Source organism: [Clostridium] aminophilum DSM 10710 (genome assembly GCF_000711825.1).
GTDB classification, from domain to species: domain Bacteria; phylum Bacillota; class Clostridia; order Lachnospirales; family Lachnospiraceae; genus Clostridium_R; species Clostridium_R aminophilum.
On record NZ_JONJ01000015.1, the window covers coordinates 40,230 to 56,811 of the forward strand.

Here is a 16,582-nt window from a genome sequence, read left to right on the forward strand (position 1 = left end):
CGCGGTTTCCGAAAGGCTTATTTCTTTACCTTAACCATGGAATGTCTGACTACCTGTCCCCTGAAGGTGTAACCCTTCTGAAGGTCCATGGTAATCGTATCTTCCTCGGCATCGCTATCCTCATCGGTCATAACCGCGTTATGAAGGTTCGGATCGAACTTCTGTCCCAGCGCCTCGATCGGCTTCACATCCAGATCTTCGAATAATTTCTCGATCTGACGATAAATGCCGTCGACGCCCTTTGCAAAAGATGCTTCTCTTTCTTCCTCGGAAAGGCTTCCGAGCGCTCTCTCGAAGTTGTCGACCACCGGAAGAATCTTCTCGATGACATTTTTCGCGCCCATGTCAAACATCTGCGCTTTTTCCTTCTCGGTACGCTTGCGGAAGTTGTCAAATTCCGCCATATTTCTCTGAAGGCGGTCGGTGAGTTCAGCGATCTTCTCGTCGCGCTCATCCTTCTTATCCTTCTTGAAGAATTTAAAGCCTTTTTTATCTTTATCGCCTGTGGATGCCTCTTCCGAAGCTTCCTCCGCGTCGCATGTCGCTTCCTCACCGGAAGTCATTTCCTTCTCGGGCTCCTCCTGCTTCTCATCTGCTTCCCTTGCCTCCGCGTCGACATTACCGGTTGTCTTCGCGTCCTCGGCATTTTCAGCACACTCTTCAGCATTCAGATTTTCTTTCATTTCTTCTTCTCTCACTTTTCAGCACACCTTTCTTCGAAATGTTTCAGCCCGCTCCACTGCCGTTCTTTTTGTCATTGAACGTGCTCTGCAACTGACTCATGAGCGTTCTGAGAGTTCCCACAACCTTCTCATAATCCATTCGTTTCGGGCCGACGATACCGACCGTTCCGCGAAGACCGTTACCCAGATCGTAATTTGCGGTAACGACGCTGCAGTCTTTCATGGATTGTACCTGATTCTCCTGGCCAATGTAGACCTGAATCCCGTTCTTCTTATCCTCCGCCACTTCCTCCATGTAAGCATTCTCTGCCAGAAATTCCTTCAGTTCATCCTTTTTCTCAAAAGTATGAAGAAGTTCGCTCGCCTGCTTGCGGTCGGACAGCTCCGGATACTTAAAGATGTTGGTTGCACCCTCGGTGTAGATATTCAGATCTTCCTCGTTGGTCCGGATCGCTTCCGCGATCTCATTCAGAACCATGTCGACCACCTCACGCTGTTCTCCAGCCTGCTGTTTCATCTTGGAGATGACATCCAGGTTGATCTGCTCCATTGTAAGGCCGGTCAGATTATTGTTCAGAAGAATATTAAGATTCAGCAGTTCCTGATCACTCAGCGTCTCTGCGGTATCCACCATCGAGTTTTTGATGATGTTTCCCTCAAGCACCGTTACAATCAGGAGTTTGCCTGTCTCTACTCTGGAAAGCTGGACAAATTTCAACTTTGTCCGGTTATACTGCGGACCGCTGATCATCGCGGCGTAATTTGTACTCACCGCAAGGATTTTCGCCATCTGCTTCAGCAGATCTTCCAGTCGGTCCACCCGGCTGATCATCAGGCTGTTTACGGAGTCCTTCTCCTCCGTCACCTCTGCGAGTTCCGCCTTCTCAGCGTCCCTCTCTTTGATGACGGCATCCTTCTCCTTCACAATCTCATCGACGTAGAAGCGATATCCCTTGTCCGAGGGAATTCTTCCGGATGAGGTGTGCGGCTGAATGATGTAGCCCATCTGTTCCAGATCCGACATCTCGTTTCGGATCGTCGCACTGCTCAGCTTGAGGTCGGAACTTCTCGAGATCGTCCGGGAACCGACCGGCTCACCTGTCTCAAGGTAGGTCTGGATAATCGTCTTCAGAATCGTAATCTTTCTCGCATCCAGTTCCATCCAATGCTCCTCCCTGTTCTCTTTCGATTTGTTAGCACTCATTTTTGTGGAGTGCTAATATCTACAGTTCATAATATAGGACGGTGGGAATGCTTTGTCAACACATTTTTCGCATTTTCCTTTCCCTCCGATCCGGATAGGGTACATCTAAACTAATGTAAAAAAACCGATGCTGTACTTATGTCCATAATGATAGGTTCCCTGTCTCAAAAAGCGCCTAAATGCGCCCTTTTCAACCTGTGCTTCCGGGCCCGGGCTTGACATTTAACATTTCTGTAATATAATGAACACGAAACTGCAAAATCTGACATTGAAGATGTGACAGGATTTTATGATTTACTACAAATCATCTCCTGACCCGAAACCCAATGACATAACGATATCTTTTGTGTCAGCCCAAAAGTGAGGTTATATGAAGAATTCACAGATGATCACTGCTGTGACCGCATGTTTCATTGCGGCAGCTTCGACGTTCACTTCCTTTGCGGCAGATACCGCCACCGGTCCCGCACTTGCGGCCGTTCAGGAAGAAACCACGCCGGAGTCCCAGCAGACAGACGAGGCAGGACACCTACTGACCATGCAGACACCGGACGGCACCATCGCATCCTATGCCGGAGAATTCCGTGCAAGCGCTTACAGTGCTGAGGAGTATGGATCCAGTCTCACCGCAAGCGGTGTCTATGCAAAGGCAAATCACACAATCGCAGCAGACCGCAATGTGTTCCCGATGGGAACAAAGCTTCTGATCGATGGAACTGTATACACCGTGGAAGACACCGGATCCGCCATCCGCGGAAACAAGCTGGACATCTTCTTCAACACCAACCGCGAGTGCTATAACTACGGCGTTCGCACTGTATCCGTGTACCGCTTGCCGTAACGAACTGATCATTCTGAATTTCAATACTGATAGGATGAAAATTGATAAAAGCTTTGAAAGGTGCTGTCACATTCGTTGATTGATCAATCAACCAGTGCGACAGCACCTTTTTCGATATGTCTTCTTTCATTTATCCATGGACGTATCACAAAAGCTGCCTGCGCACAAGCTCTGCGAATTTTCCGTTTCGCTCCATTAATTCAGAATATTTACCCTCTTCCGCAATCTTTCCATTCTCAATCATGATAATCCGGTCAAACTGTTCCACGGTAGAAAGGCGGTGCGCCACCATAATCACCGTTGCTTTCATCCGGCGAACATGCTCCAGTACCGCCCGCTGGCTTTCATTGTCCAGCGCGGAAGTTGCCTCATCCAGCAAAAGAATTCTGGGATTTGCCAGAAAAGCCCGCGCCAGAAGAAGTCTCTGACGCTGTCCGCCGGAAAAACCGCCCGAGTTGGATTCCGAAATCTCCGTATTCATCTGAAGCGGCAGTGACCGGATATCATCTCCGATGACCGCAGCATCCGCAGCCGCCCAGATCTGCCCCATGTCCGCATATTCCTCTTTTCCGAACGCAATGTTTTCCGCAATGGTTCCCGGAAACAGACGGCTGAACTGAAAAACAGATCCGATGCATTTCCTGAGCGATTTCTGATTCAGACCGCTGATCGATTTCTCATCGTAAAAAACATTTCCGGAATCCGGTTTTTCCAGTCCGAGAAGAATCTTCAGAAGTGTGCTTTTCCCGCATCCGCTCTCCCCTACAATGGCCAGTTTTTCTCCGCTTTTTATCTCGGCGGAAAACCCGTCCAGACAGGGCCGGCTTCCCTTTTCATAGGAAAATGTGACATCTTCCAGTCGGATATTTCCCTGAAGACTCCGCACATATTCCAGGCTCTCCGTCTCTTCAGCCGGCATTTCAAGGATCGGCGCGATGTTCCTGCATAAAAGAACGGTCAGGAACATATTTTTCATAATATCCGTGATCCGGTCGACTACCGTCATAATCAGTGCGAATGACGATAGAAAGGTAAGATACTGGGTATTGCGCAAACCTGCATTCAGCGCCGCCATGAGAAAAACCATCGTGGTCAGAAGCCTGATTCCGGCCATGATTTCATTGCTGTATTTCAGAAGAAACGGCTGCCGGTAGGTAAGCGCCAACCGCTTTCGGTACATTTCTGCCCATCTGGCATAGACGAAAACACCGGCGCCCAGGCCCTTGATCTTCTGAATTCCCCTGATGGCCGAAAACAGAAAATCCGTATACTCCATGTCCAGATCCAGAAGACGGGCTTCCTTTCTCATGTTCATCCATGCACTGAGCACAGAGAACAGGATGTACGCGGAAAGCATTATCATCGCCGGCCCGAACATATCCGCGCTGAAAGAATGCAGCTGGACCAGATAGGCCGCGGAAAAACTGAGATTCAGCAGGACATCCATAATGATGTCCAGAATAATGTCCGACAGGCGGTTGCAGCTGTTAATTCTGCGCGATATCTTTCCGGAAGAGGTATCTTTAAAAAAGGCATATGGCAAATGAAGAAGCTTTGCCATGACACTGGATTCGACCTCAATCGACGCACGGATCTTGGTTTCCGAGAGCAGCAGCGTCTTGACCGTCGTGATCAGTGCACGGATCAGAACAACCAGAAGGTAGATGAAAACCGCGATGGCAAAACCGCCGGCAGAATGCTCTGACGGAATGTAGTTCTGATAAATATACCTGCTGACCGCCGGAATCCCCAGGCCCAGCGCGGCGGACAGACCGGTTGCCAGAGCAAGCCGGGCAACATCCGACAGTCTCAGACTGTATATGGCATGGACGCAAAAAGTCCGCAGGATTGTTTTTCGCACGGTCAGCGGTCGGTGAAAAATATAGCATCCCTTTTTCAGACCTTCGCAAAACGCGGCGGACGCATATCCTTCCGACGCATCACCGGGGCAGTAATACCGGTATCCCATTCCGGTCGGGATGACGGCGACCGCTTTGTTGTCCGCGCGGAAAGCCAGAATAAAATCCGTTTTTTTCCTGCAGACCGCCTGCGTATCTTCATAATAATCGTACATCATCCCCAGCGGATCCAGCATCGTGTCCAGAAGCGGCGAAATACTGTGAAATCCGTACAGCCGGTCTGCATCAATGCCGAAACGTCCCAGAATATAGAGCACTGTGGTCTGGACGTCCTCCATCTCATCTTCAATGAGCCGGACCGGTCTGTCCTGCAGAAGCGCTGCGTCCGCGTTCTGCTCCATCCGGGCATTGTTTTCTTCCCTCTTTTTGATGATTTCTCCGTAAAGCCCCATTCTTATTCCCTTATCCGATTAACGTTCTGTAAAGACCTTCCTGCGCGTACAGTTCCTCATGTGTTCCCTGCTGCACGATCCGGCCGTGTTCCATCACATAGATCCGGTCACAGTCCACGATGGTGGAAAGCCGGTGCGCTACAATCACGCAGGTGGTTCCCTTTTCCCGAAGCGCTTTCATCGCCCTGTCCTCTGTACGCGCATCCAGCGCGGATGTAAACTCATCCAGAAAAAGCAGTGTCGGCTCATGCGCCAGCGCTCTCGCCAGCTCGATCCGCTGGAGTTCCCCTCCGGAGAAATTCCGTCCGTTTTCTTTCATCCGGACGCTGTAATTCTTCTTTTCCCGGCTGATCCGTTCATGAATCTGAGCATCTCTCGCCGCCAGAATCACTTCATAATCCTGAATGGTACTGTCCCACATCTTGATATTGTTATAGACGGAATCCTCAAACATCATCGTTTCCTGATCCACGCCGGACACAGAGGAATAAAAAACTTCGTCCGGAATCTCCTCCCGGCGTCGGCCTGCATAGAAAATCTCGCCGGACTCGGGCTGATAGAGGTCTGACAGAACTTTGATGAGGGTGCTTTTTCCGCACCCGCTCTCCCCGACAATCGCCACCATTTGCCCCGGACGAACCTCAATGCTGACATGATCCAGTGCCAGCCGGTCCCCGGCATGATAACGGTAACAGATATCCCTCGCCGAAAGTCCGCCCTCGAGTTTGTCGACATTTTCCATCGTATCCGTCCGCGGGGACAGGCGGGGTCTTGTCGCCCGGCTGTTGATGTCATCGATCCGCTCAATATTGGTCCGCATGGTCTGAAGCATATCGACCGAACCCACACAGCGGTTGACCGATGTGATCATGTTTCCTAAAATTCCCTGAAACAGCGACATCCCGCCCAGGGTAATGTTTCCGTGAACCACAAAATACGCCCCCATAAAGAGTAATACAGCCTGAAGAAGGTTCTGGGAGAGCATGCTGATCAGATTGGACACAGCAGAATACCGGAACTGAACCATACGGTTTTTCTGATAACGGTACTGCGACCGGTACCACATATTGTAAAACGAGTGCTCCGCCCCGGACGCCTGAATCGTGTCAATCATATTCATCCCGTTCAGCAGTGATGCATTGACGGAGTTCCCGTTCGTGACCATGCTTCTGGACGCAATCGCCCTCTTATTCTGAACCAGCGTGCTCGAAAAGACCGATCCCGCCACAAGAAGCGCACAGATTCCGGCAATAAACGGCTGATAGCGGAACAGATATATGAGATAGACGATCGACATCATCATATCGATGCTTCTCGGAACCACGGCTTTCAGAATCGAGTTGTCCAATGTGATATTGTTCTCCATTCTCGAGATCAGATCATAGGCACTGTGTTCCTCAAAAAAACGGAGCGGCTGGCGGAAAATATTTTTGAACAGGCGGATCCCGGAAACGGCGGAAGCCTTCCGGCTGGACCGGTCGACATGACGGGTTTTGAGAATACTGAACATCACATAGAGTACCATGGCCGCCGCATAATACCGGATCAGCCCCTCTGCGCCATCCGAAACCACCGCCGTTCTGCTGCCCATGTGCCGGTCCAGAATCTGTTTTTCCAGATTCATCATAAAAACGTTCAGTGCAATACATCCGGCGGTATAGACCAGCATCACGGCCATCGGCCCACGGAGCGTTTTCAGCCGGCTGCTGATCTGGCTGAACAGCGGTTCTCTTCTTCCACCGGCCTGAAATTCCTTCGTCTTCCGGAATACCAGCACGGTTCCGGAAAAAAGCTGTTCAAACTTTTCCAGCCGGATTCCGTACGTCCCCCGGGCCGGATCGACGATACGGACCAGATCTCCCCGGATCGATTCGATCAGACAGTAATAACGCCTTTTCCACCGGACCATGACCGGAAACTCCTGATTTCGCAGCTCCGGGATCGTCATGTTCCGGATTTCTGTCTCCAATCCATAGACAAGAGCCGCGTCGGCGATCTGCTGCGGGCTGGACCCGTTCCGGGAAGACACGCAGACTTCCCGCATGTCACAAATCGGAACAAAACGCCCGAAATATCCCAGCATCATACACAAAGCGGTTGCCGCATTTTCACCGTTCTGCATCTGAATCATAACCGGTATCTTCACGTCTGTTTTCCTTCCCTCCTGATCCTGGATACAACAAAAGAGAAGGGGTATTTTGCCTGGCTGGACAAAACCGGCTTGTGCTCACAGCCGTTCTCAAAGCTTTTCATGTGAGCATGTCCGGTTCTCTGAGAACACGATTTCCGCACCCTTCTCTCATCTGAAATTATAATCCACGTCAGCCGTCAATACAACGGTATTCCATAGAATGGAGTTGACTTTTTTCAGCAATCCGTACATATTGTAATCGAAATCAAAAACCCGACCGTGTCATTTCTGTACACGGACATTCTGAAATTGAGATGAATATCTGGATAAAATGAAAAATAACGCGAATGGAATCTTTGACCGGGCTGCCGCTGTCGAAATCCGAGAGGATTTTCTGTCTTCCCGTCAGAAACAAAATAATTCAAAGCCCGAAAAATATGATGAAATGGCTTCTTATATACGAAGCAGCGCTGTAGAAAATGATCTGAACCGGTTAAAGCGCGGAGAATTTTTCTTTTCCGCGCCGCGGCATTTTCGGATTCCCAAAGATTTCAGCCAGCGCAAACGGGACATCTATGTATGGTACGGTACGGAAAAATATCTCCTGAGTCTGCTCTGCTATCTTCTGCGGGATTATGACTCGATCTTTTCCCCCTGTCTCTATTCTTTCCGTTCCAAAATGAATGCACACGATTTTATCCGAAAGTTGCTGCGTTGTCCGGACACCCGGAAGTATTACATCGTCAAGGCAGATATCTCCAGTTATGCGTCTTCCATTGTCCCGGAACAGATTCTTCCGCAGTTAAAAAAGATCTTTCAAAATGATCCCGGAATGTATTCCCTCTATGAGTTTTTACTGCTCCGGCGGGAGTGTATCGAAAGAGACGGCTCCCTTGTAAAATGCGAACCAGGAATTCTCGGCGGCAATCCGCTCTCCAATTTTCTGATGAATGTTTGTCTCATGGATCTGGATACGTATTATGAATGCCACGCTCCGCTCTACTGCCGTTATTCGGATGATCTGATCATCTTTGCCGAAAACCGTGCAGAGGCAGAGCGGTATATCTCTTTTTTTCAATCCGTCCTGAAGGAAAAACATCTGACGGTCAATCCGGAAAAAATGCGTCTCATTGAACCGGGAGAACAGGTGGACATTCTCGGTTATTCCCTGAATCAGGGAATCCTCGACATTGCCGATCATTCCAGGCAAAAACTTCTGCGCAAAATCCGCATGCACAGCAAGCGGCTGATTCTCGCAAAAAAAGAACGGCATCTGACCGACCGGGAAGCGGCTGTTCAGATGACCGTCTATTGCAATAATCTTTTTTTCGGCAAAGCGGGAAGCAATGAACTCAGCTGGAGCAGATGGATTTTCCCGGTCATTAACACCATCGCATCCTTAAAGGAAATGGACCACTACGCACAGGAGGCAATCCGCTATGTATACTGCGGTTCCTTTTCCGCAAAGCGCTATCGGCTCCGCTACCGGGACCTCCAGAAAATGGGGTACCGAAGTCTGGTCCATGAATACTACCATTTCGAACGCTGAACGGGATCTGCTTACGCCTTTTTGTTCACCATAAGCTCCGCCGCGGAAGAACCGTTTACCATATATTTCAGCTGATACTGACGGATCGTCATCTCGATCCGGGAATCCGTCTTTACCTCCTCCGGAAGCTGTTTCAGAATGGTCTTCATATCCTCCATCAGGAGGGAAATGTTCGTATTCTGGGTTAGAATCACCTGCGCCATACTCTTCATGATTCCGAGTGTGTTGCCCCGGTTATCGATCAGAAACTGCTCCAGCTGCGCCTCTCCCACTTTCAGAAGCAGAGAATCCTCAATGGCGACCGCGGTATAAACCTGCGGTTTGCCGGTGAGCATGGAAACCTCACCGAAAAATTTATCCGTGCCCAGAATTCCGAGAATATTTTCCTGCTCTTCTTCATAATTGACATAGAGCGCGACTTTCCCTTTCAGCACTTTATACATATACGGATTGATTTCATTCTCGCGGAAAATCACTTCTCCGTCGCAAAATTTCCGCATATTTCCACCTGTTGCTTCCTGACCCATATCGTTTCTCCCATCCGCCGATTCGCTCCGGAATCTCCGGTCCGTCCCGGAATTCCTTTGCCGTTTTTGCCGTTTTTCCCGTTTCTTCTGTTCGCCCGCTTTGTTACTCTCCCTGCTCCACCTGTTTGATCTCGCTCTCGGACGCATTTTTCAGCGAATAAGTGTCAAACACCGGCTCATCCGGGAGTTTCAGTTCGATGGAATTAATCTTGTCCAGAAATGCCGTGCCGCGCTTCATTGCAATCTCAAAGACATGTCCGCCGCGTTTCCGGTCATCCGACACAAAGTGAAAATGCCAGCCCGCCGCATTGATCCCGTCCATATAATCCGGATAATACACACAGACCAGAGATCCCTTCACATTCTCAAAGCAGAAGGATTTCTGCGTTTTGGATAAAATCGTCTTCAGCGACACATGCATGGAACGGTAAGATGACTCCGACCTCGCGTCAATCATCGGGAACTCTCCATCAATCCGGATCACATGCATACTGTTGAGTCCGAATCCCTCTTCGATCCGGTTGTTAAGCTCCGACTTCAGTTCAGCGGCGCACCGGGCCTCTCCCATCTCAAAGGTGCGGCTCCGGTTCATATGACAGACCGCCGAAAACGGAACACCCTTTGCGGAATCCGCGACCACAACCGTTCCGTCTTCGGTTGCCCGATAGCAGACGCCGTCCAGAACGATCATTTCCCCGTCCACGTCCTCAAAAGTCCCAAGGCCCGTATCACCGTGCTTCAGCAGCTCTTCCACGGTGATCACCGGTCTGGAATATCCCAGCATCAGCGCCTGAAGTGTGGAAACCTGAAACATTTTGATTGCGTTCATATGTCCTCCTCTTTTATCACCAGTCTGTTGCGATGGAAATGATACTTCGATGATGTGCATAACGATGCGTAATTCCTTTGGAAATCCTGAGATTCAGCAGCCATAATAAATCGCGTTTCTATTACGGGATTATTCCGGGAGAATATGTTTTACCCTTCATTCTGTCCAGATGGCAAATTCTCAATGTATCTGCATTTGGGATAACTGGAGCAGCCCCAGAAATGATTTCCCTGATAACTGCCTCGTTTTGCGGTCCTCATCACAAGCCGATTGCCGCATCTTGGACAGATTCTGACTTCGTCCTCTTCCTTTCCGATATCTTCTTTCACCTTGCCCTCAACAACCGGTGACTGGAATGCCTCACTTCCGGGCTTCTGAGGTATGCCGTCTGCCACTCCAGCATCTTCAGCCACAGAAGCCTTGAAATCCGGTGCTTTGAAATCCGCCGCTTCCGAATCCGGACCGCAATGTTCAGCAGCATTATCAACCTGCTCATCCTGATAAACCGTTTTTGTCTTTTCTTCGGCTGCCTGATTTGCAGGTTCATTTTCCACAGCACTTTTCAATTCGACAAATTTCGCAAGATAATCCGTCCGGTCTGCCCGATTCATCTCCAGAATACTGTTGCCAAAGTCCAACAGTTCCGTTTTCTTACTTTTCAAATCCGACTTCATCTGCCTCAGCGTATTGATCAGCTGATCCGCCCGGATCACTTTTCCGTCAAGTTCTCTCGGAGCATAGCGATCATTAATCAGACTTTTCGGATTTGCCAGTACTACCAGCGGTTTATTGTAACGCTGAAAGTATAATTCAAATCCCCAGCGTGCAAGCTTGCTTTTATTAGCCTCCCGGCAGTTTTTATACACAAGCATATGACGTTCGTTTTGTGTGAGAGGATTATAAATTCCTTCTTTAAACCTGTGCCCATTATAGGAAAATGTACGAATAAAATCCCCTTTTGCGTTGATCTCAATATCTCCAAAGAGATTCTTACATTCAATAAAAACATTGACATAAGGAGTCAGTACAATGAAATCAATCTGTGCTGTATTTCCCTCCGGATCGACCAGACATATATCATGAAGAACCACCAGATTCATACCGCTGTTCTTCAATTCAAACATAATTCTGTCTTCTCCAGCGATTCCGGCCTTTACGACAGCTATTTCCTTTTCAATTTTCTTATATAACGGAGTGTCCTTCTGTACCTCGTTTTGTAAATCCAACAGTTTTTCAAGGTACTCTTTTGCATCACTTGATTCTTTGAGAATCACCACTTCTGGACGTTCAAATAATGCCATTGTTCTGTTCCTCCGGTCCATCATATATTTCAAGTATAACACAGAACAATGGTGATATTCATGAAAAGAGCCCGAAAGTGCTGCATGCACTTTCAGACTCTTTTCACCGTCATATATATCACTTCTCGTCGCTTACCTCAAAGATATAAAACTTCAGATAATACGAATCGCCCGCGCCCCAGAGGATCGGATGATCCGGTCCCTGTGTGTTAAACTGGATCTGGCGAAGGCGCTTGTGTGCGCTTCTTGCCGCCTCGGCGATGGTCTTTGTGAAGAGTTCCTGCGTCATGAAATGTGAGCAGGAACAGGTGGCAAGGATACCGCCGTCCTTCACGAGTTTGAGTCCTCTCATGTTGATCTCGCGGTAGCCGCGGATCGCATTCTTGGTCGCCTCTCTGGATTTGGTAAATGCCGGCGGATCCAGAATCACGACATCATATTTCTCGCCCTTCTTCTCCAGTTCCGGCAGATAATCCAGAACATTCGCGCAGACAAATTTCACCGTCTGATCCAGACCGTTCAGCCTTGCGTTCCGTTCCGCCTCCTTCACCGCGAACTCAGAGATATCCACACCGGTGACTTCCCTTGCGCCGCCAAGTCCCGCATTCAGGGCAAAGGTTCCCATGTGTGTAAAACAGTCCAGAACTCTCGCGCCCTTACAGAGCGGCTGCATCGCCAGACGGTTCATCTTCTGATCCAGGAAAAATCCGGTTTTCTGTCCGTTTGCGACATCAACGATGTACTTTACGCCATTCTCACAGATCTCAACATTCGGATCAAATTCCTCCCCGATGAATCCCTTCACCGGAGCAAGTCCCTCTTTCCGGCGGACCGGCGCATCGCTTCTCTCATAAATACCGCGGATTCGGATTCCGTCCTCCGCAAGGCGCTCCTTAAGAAACTCCAAAATCATCATCTTCAGACGGTCAATGCCGAGAGCCAGTGACTCAACCACCAGGATATCCTCGTATTTATCGACCACGATTCCCGGAAGCCAGTCTGCCTCGCCGAAGATCACACGGCAGGAGGAGGTGTCAATCACTTTCTTGCGGTAATCCCATGCTTTTCTCACTCTCTCCCGGATGAAGTCCGCGTCGATCGGCGCCTTTCTCCAGCGTGAGAGCATCCGCACACGGATCTTGGATCGGCTGTTGATAAAGCCGTATCCAAGGAAGAAGCCATCGAAATCTTCTACTTGGATAATATCACCATCCTCAAAGTTTCCTTCCATGGATGCGATCTCGTTGTCAAACACCCATGCACCGCCTGACTTGATGGTTCTTCCTTCGCCTTTCTTCAGAATCACCTTTCCGTCTTTTACCAAAGATTCTGCCATATTCATTCTTCAATGGTGCTTTTTGTGACAAAATCACCATATTCCTTTCTTTCCGTATTTGTCTCCGGATTTTCACCGATCATCTTCACACTCCGGCATTTCAGTTTCTGAATCTGTGCCATACGCGAAACATCTTCCCATTCGTAAAAAACCGGCATTCATTCCATAGAGTTTACTACATCTGTGCCTTTTCTGCAAAACAATCTCATCACAGGTTCATACATTATGCTTTGTCGAAACGGGATGCCGCAACTTTGCGAGTCCGGTATTCTCATCGGCGGTCGCCGCCAAAACTCCGGGCGGCTTTTGGACGATTCAGACGAAACACGCTTCGCGAGTTTCGAACGTTTAGCGGCGGTCGCCAAGGCCTCGTGCAAGCGTGGGCTTTGGCTCGCTGCTCGCGTAAAAAACAGCCCGGCCGGTGCATTTCCGCTCCGGCCGGGCTGGACTTCTTTACGCTGACCCACGGGCAACTTGCCCGAATATATCACATTCTTACCACTTAGTTCTTTCCGCTGAGCATCTCATCGATTCCCTTCGCGCCCGCTCTTCCTGCCTGCATTGCCAGAATAACGGTTGCCGCGCCGGTTACCGCGTCACCGCCGGCAAATACGCCCTTGCGGCTGGTCGCGCCGGTCTCTTCCTCGGCAACGATACACTTTCTGCGGTTGATCTCCAGTCCCTTTGTGGTCTTGGAAATCAGCGGATTCGGAGAAGTACCGAGAGACATGATGACTGCGTCGCACTCGATCTCGTACTCGGATCCCGGAACTTCCACCGGTCTTCTTCTTCCGGACTCATCCGGCTCGCCGAGCTCCATCCGGATCACGCGGATTCCGCGAACCCAGCCCTTCTCGTCAGTCAGGATCTCCACCGGATTGGTCAGAAGCTGGAAGATAATGCCTTCCTGCTTTGCGTGATGAACCTCCTCGACTCTCGCCGGAAGCTCTGCCTCACTTCTGCGGTATACAATATGTGTCTCCGCGCCAAGACGAAGAGCGGTTCTCGCCGCATCCATCGCCACGTTTCCGCCGCCGACGACAACGCACTTCTTCGGCATCATGATCGGAGTATCGTACTCATCCAGATATGCACGCATGAGGTTGTTTCTGGTCAGGAACTCGTTTGCGGAGAATACGCCGAGGGCGTTCTCACCCGGAATTCCCATGAACTTCGGAAGGCCTGCGCCGGATCCGATAAATACCGCGTCATATCCTCTCTCTTCAAGAAGTTCGTCAATCGTGACGGACTTGCCGATGATCACATCAGTCTCAATCTTTACGCCAAGCTTCGTCACTTCCTCGATCTCCGGAAGAACGACTCTGGACTTCGGCAGACGGAACTCCGGAATACCGTAGGTCAGTACGCCGCCCGGCTGATGGAGTGCCTCAAAGATCGTCACGTCGTACCCCTTCTTTGCCAGGTCGCCGGCGCAGGAAAGGCCGGACGGGCCGGCACCGATGACTGCAACTTTCTTTCCGTTGGACGGAGCCTTTGCCGCCTCAACGCCGCCGTTTGCGCGGTTGGTATCTGCAACGAAACGCTCCAGCTTTCCGATGGAAACAGCCTCGCCCTTGATTCCGCGGACGCAGACGCCCTCACACTGAGTCTCCTGCGGACATACACGGCCGCATACTGCCGGAAGACAGGAAGACTCTGCGATGACGCGGCCGGCTGCCGCAATATCGCCCTTTTTGATCTCACGGATAAATCCCGGAATGTCGATGTTCACCGGACATCCCTGAACACAGCGCGGATTCTTGCAGTCAAGACATCTCTCCGCCTCTGCCTTTGCTTCTTCTTCATTGTATCCGAGGCAGACCTCTTCAAAATTCTTTGCACGCACCAGCGGGTCCTGCTCACGTACCGGTACTTTCTTCATCATATCTGCCATTAGTCTTCACCTCCGCACTGTCCGCAGCCGCCGTGATGGGTATCGCCTTCCTTCAGCTTGAGCATCGCTCTTCCCTCCTGGGTCTTATAGAGCTGCTGACGCTCCATTGCCTCATCCCAGTTCACTTTATGGCCGTCAAACTCCGGTCCGTCCACGCATGCGAACTTCACTTCGTCACCGACGGTGAGACGACAGGCACCGCACATTCCGGTTCCGTCCACCATAATCGGGTTCATGCTGACAATGGTCGGGATTCCGAGTTTTTCGGTTGTCATGCAACAGAACTTCATCATGATCATCGGACCGATCGCAACGCACATATCATAGTGTTTTCCCTGATTCTTCACAAGATCCTCGATCAGTGCGGTAACCATTCCCTTGAAGCCCTCGGAGCCGTCATCCGTCGCAATATAGAGGTTTGCGACCGACTTCATTTCCTCTGTATAAATCAGGAGATCCTTATTCTTTGCGCCGATGATGACATCACACTCAATGCCGTGATCGTGCATCCATTTTGCCTGCGGATAAACCGGAGCGGTTCCGAGACCGCCTGCCACAAAGAGATACCGTCTCTTTTTCACTTCCTCGATATCCTCCGTCACAAAGTCGGACGGATTTCCAAGGGGGCCAACGATATCCGCGAAACGATCACCGGCCTTGTATCTGCTCATCTTTTCGCTGGTTGCTCCGACCGTCTGGATAACCAGAGTCAGTGTCTCCGCCTCACGATCGAAATCGCAGATCGTAAACGGAACACGCTCCCCCTTCTCATCCGGTCTGACAATGACAAATTCTCCCGGCTGACATGCATGAGTGACATTCGGTGCTTTGACTACGAGACGAAAGATTCGCTCGGCCAGCTTTTCCGCCTTAAGAATCTCAAACATTGATTTCCCTCCTGTTATTCGGATGCATCGGTTCCTCTCCGTAGAGTTTCCAGCCGCCTTTCCCCGTTTTCTGCGTTTTCCGGAAAACAATCCGCGGATTTTGCCCTGTGCGGTATTTCCTTCAAACGCATTTTCCCCTATAATAGTGGACGGCAAAATGCTTCCTGATCCAAGTGATTATAGATAACGTCGCTATTATAACACAGTTTTGTGAAATCCGACAGAATCTTATCATTCCTCATTTCTATATTGTATAACGTTTTAGTTATAGAATAAAACGTTGTCAAGCAGGCTATGGACTTCGCTTCTCCCGTTTTTCCGGGAAATTGACAGACAGTACATGAACGACTCCGGTCAGCGGACGCCCCTGCGATCGGAAAGCCATGCTTCGGGGACGATTCCGGAATGAGCCTTGGCTGCGTTTTGCCCGACAATCACATCAGAAAGAAAGAGGTGCAAACCATGTTTAAAAATATCGATTTCACCGGAAAGGCCGGCCGTCATTTTGCGATGATCGCCTGCGTTGACCAGCAATGGGGTATCGGCAAGGACGGCCGGCAGCTCGTCACGATCCCGGAAGATATGCAGATGTTCCGCCGCGCAACCATGGGCCGCATCGTGGTCATGGGCCGAAAGACCTTTCAGACCTTCGGTGCCATGCGTCCTCTGGAGGGACGTCTCAACGTTGTCCTCAGCAAGAATCCGTCCTTCAATCCGAAGGATGCCTACGTTGTCTCCGATCTCGAGGAAGCCATTGACATCATTGACCGTCTGGAGAAGGAAAATGATCTCCGGGACGAGGATGTGGTGATCATCGGCGGCGGCGAGATCTACCGTCAGTTTCTTCCGTACTGCGACCAGGCGCTGATCACCCGGGTCGAATACACCTATGACGCCGACACCTTCATGGTGGATCTGGAAAAAGAGGGGTGGACTCTGGACAATGAATCCGACGAGCAGACCGCATTTGATCTGATCTACCACTACCGGCTGTATGTAAAACCGGAGGAGGAGTAAAGTTTGAAAGTAAACTTTCAAACTTTGATTGACGGCTCAAATAGACAAGCAAGCTTGTCTGCTTGAGCCTGG

13 protein-coding genes are annotated in these 16,582 nt (G+C 50.2%); 3 read left to right on the forward strand and 10 right to left on the reverse strand.

Translation table 11 applies throughout. The features are described 5' to 3' along the window. Positions 1–17 precede the first annotated feature (17 nt). Both grpE and hrcA read right to left on the reverse strand, forming a co-directional pair. Positions 18–683: a nucleotide exchange factor GrpE gene (gene grpE / locus BR86_RS0111115; protein ID WP_031473923.1), complete on the reverse strand. Its 666-nt coding sequence runs from the start codon at positions 681–683 to the stop codon at positions 18–20. A 43-nt stretch (positions 684–726) separates the two neighbouring features. Next, positions 727–1,845 carry a heat-inducible transcriptional repressor HrcA gene (hrcA, locus tag BR86_RS0111120; RefSeq protein ID WP_031473926.1) on the reverse strand — a complete coding sequence of 373 codons (1,119 nt, stop codon included), beginning with the start codon at positions 1,843–1,845 and terminating at the stop codon, positions 727–729. Between the two features lie 412 nt (positions 1,846–2,257). On the opposite strand from hrcA, the gene BR86_RS15300 reads away from it, so the two are divergent. Further along, positions 2,258–2,728 (forward strand): 3D domain-containing protein, encoded by a 471-nt coding sequence (locus tag BR86_RS15300; RefSeq protein WP_081844239.1) that lies wholly within the window; start codon positions 2,258–2,260, stop codon positions 2,726–2,728. 145 nt (positions 2,729–2,873) lie between these two features. Here BR86_RS15300 and BR86_RS0111130 read toward each other — a convergent pair whose 3' ends face one another. Together BR86_RS0111130 and BR86_RS0111135 are read right to left on the reverse strand one after the other, a co-directional pair. Continuing rightward, positions 2,874–5,039: a peptidase domain-containing ABC transporter gene (locus BR86_RS0111130; RefSeq protein WP_031473930.1), complete on the reverse strand. Its 2,166-nt coding sequence runs from the start codon at positions 5,037–5,039 to the stop codon at positions 2,874–2,876. Positions 5,040–5,049: 10 nt separating this feature from the next. Then, entirely contained in the window at positions 5,050–7,185 is a 2,136-nt protein-coding gene (locus tag BR86_RS0111135) for a peptidase domain-containing ABC transporter (RefSeq protein ID WP_031473931.1), read from the reverse strand. 430 nt (positions 7,186–7,615) lie between these two features. On the opposite strand from BR86_RS0111135, the gene BR86_RS0111145 reads away from it, so the two are divergent. Next, positions 7,616–8,719, forward strand: coding sequence for a reverse transcriptase domain-containing protein (locus BR86_RS0111145; RefSeq protein ID WP_161767323.1), 1,104 nt, complete (start codon positions 7,616–7,618; stop codon positions 8,717–8,719). A gap of 11 nt (positions 8,720–8,730) precedes the next feature. Here BR86_RS0111145 and BR86_RS0111150 read toward each other — a convergent pair whose 3' ends face one another. The 6 genes from BR86_RS0111150 to BR86_RS0111180 all read right to left on the reverse strand — a co-directional run bounded on the left by BR86_RS0111150 (position 8,731) and on the right by BR86_RS0111180 (position 15,493). After that, on the reverse strand, positions 8,731–9,246 hold the full coding sequence (locus BR86_RS0111150; RefSeq protein ID WP_031473934.1) for a cyclic nucleotide-binding domain-containing protein: 516 nt from the start codon (positions 9,244–9,246) through the stop codon (positions 8,731–8,733). Positions 9,247–9,349: 103 nt separating this feature from the next. Beyond that, positions 9,350–10,075, reverse strand: a complete 726-nt coding sequence (locus BR86_RS0111155) for an acetolactate decarboxylase (protein ID WP_031473936.1) — start codon at positions 10,073–10,075, stop codon at positions 9,350–9,352. Positions 10,076–10,224: 149 nt separating this feature from the next. After that, positions 10,225–11,466, reverse strand: coding sequence for an NERD domain-containing protein (locus tag BR86_RS16365; RefSeq protein ID WP_083426002.1), 1,242 nt, complete (start codon positions 11,464–11,466; stop codon positions 10,225–10,227). Positions 11,467–11,494: 28 nt separating this feature from the next. Then, positions 11,495–12,712, reverse strand: a complete 1,218-nt coding sequence (locus tag BR86_RS0111165) for a class I SAM-dependent rRNA methyltransferase (protein WP_031473940.1) — start codon at positions 12,710–12,712, stop codon at positions 11,495–11,497. A 502-nt stretch (positions 12,713–13,214) separates the two neighbouring features. Further along, a complete protein-coding gene (gene gltA / locus BR86_RS0111175) occupies positions 13,215–14,606 on the reverse strand; it encodes an NADPH-dependent glutamate synthase (protein ID WP_031473942.1) in 1,392 nt (463 codons plus the stop codon). Then, on the reverse strand, positions 14,606–15,493 hold the full coding sequence (locus BR86_RS0111180) for a sulfide/dihydroorotate dehydrogenase-like FAD/NAD-binding protein (protein ID WP_031473944.1): 888 nt from the start codon (positions 15,491–15,493) through the stop codon (positions 14,606–14,608). Before BR86_RS0111180 ends, gltA begins: the two co-directional genes overlap by 1 nt. A 462-nt stretch (positions 15,494–15,955) precedes the next feature. Between BR86_RS0111180 and BR86_RS0111185 the strand changes: the two genes are divergently transcribed. Beyond that, positions 15,956–16,510 carry a dihydrofolate reductase gene (locus BR86_RS0111185; RefSeq protein ID WP_242841606.1) on the forward strand — a complete coding sequence of 185 codons (555 nt, stop codon included), beginning with the start codon at positions 15,956–15,958 and terminating at the stop codon, positions 16,508–16,510. Positions 16,511–16,582: the final 72 nt, after the last annotated feature.

Bases quoted from the DNA above. Each gene is read 5' to 3' on its own strand.
- BR86_RS0111180 (WP_031473944.1), bottom strand. From the start codon at position 15,493: ATGTTTGAGATTCTTAAGGCGGAAAAGCTGGCCGAGCGAATCTTTCGT.
- BR86_RS0111150 (WP_031473934.1), bottom strand. From the start codon at position 9,246: ATGGGTCAGGAAGCAACAGGTGGAAATATGCGGAAATTTTGCGACGGA.
- grpE (WP_031473923.1), bottom strand. From the start codon at position 683: ATGAAAGAAAATCTGAATGCTGAAGAGTGTGCTGAAAATGCCGAGGAC.
- BR86_RS0111145 (WP_161767323.1), top strand. From the start codon at position 7,616: ATGGCTTCTTATATACGAAGCAGCGCTGTAGAAAATGATCTGAACCGG.
- BR86_RS0111185 (WP_242841606.1), top strand. From the start codon at position 15,956: ATGTTTAAAAATATCGATTTCACCGGAAAGGCCGGCCGTCATTTTGCG.
- BR86_RS0111155 (WP_031473936.1), bottom strand. From the start codon at position 10,075: ATGAACGCAATCAAAATGTTTCAGGTTTCCACACTTCAGGCGCTGATG.
- BR86_RS15300 (WP_081844239.1), top strand. From the start codon at position 2,258: ATGAAGAATTCACAGATGATCACTGCTGTGACCGCATGTTTCATTGCG.
- BR86_RS0111165 (WP_031473940.1), bottom strand. From the start codon at position 12,712: ATGGCAGAATCTTTGGTAAAAGACGGAAAGGTGATTCTGAAGAAAGGC.
- hrcA (WP_031473926.1), bottom strand. From the start codon at position 1,845: ATGGAACTGGATGCGAGAAAGATTACGATTCTGAAGACGATTATCCAG.
- BR86_RS0111130 (WP_031473930.1), bottom strand. From the start codon at position 5,039: ATGGGGCTTTACGGAGAAATCATCAAAAAGAGGGAAGAAAACAATGCC.
- gltA (WP_031473942.1), bottom strand. From the start codon at position 14,606: ATGGCAGATATGATGAAGAAAGTACCGGTACGTGAGCAGGACCCGCTG.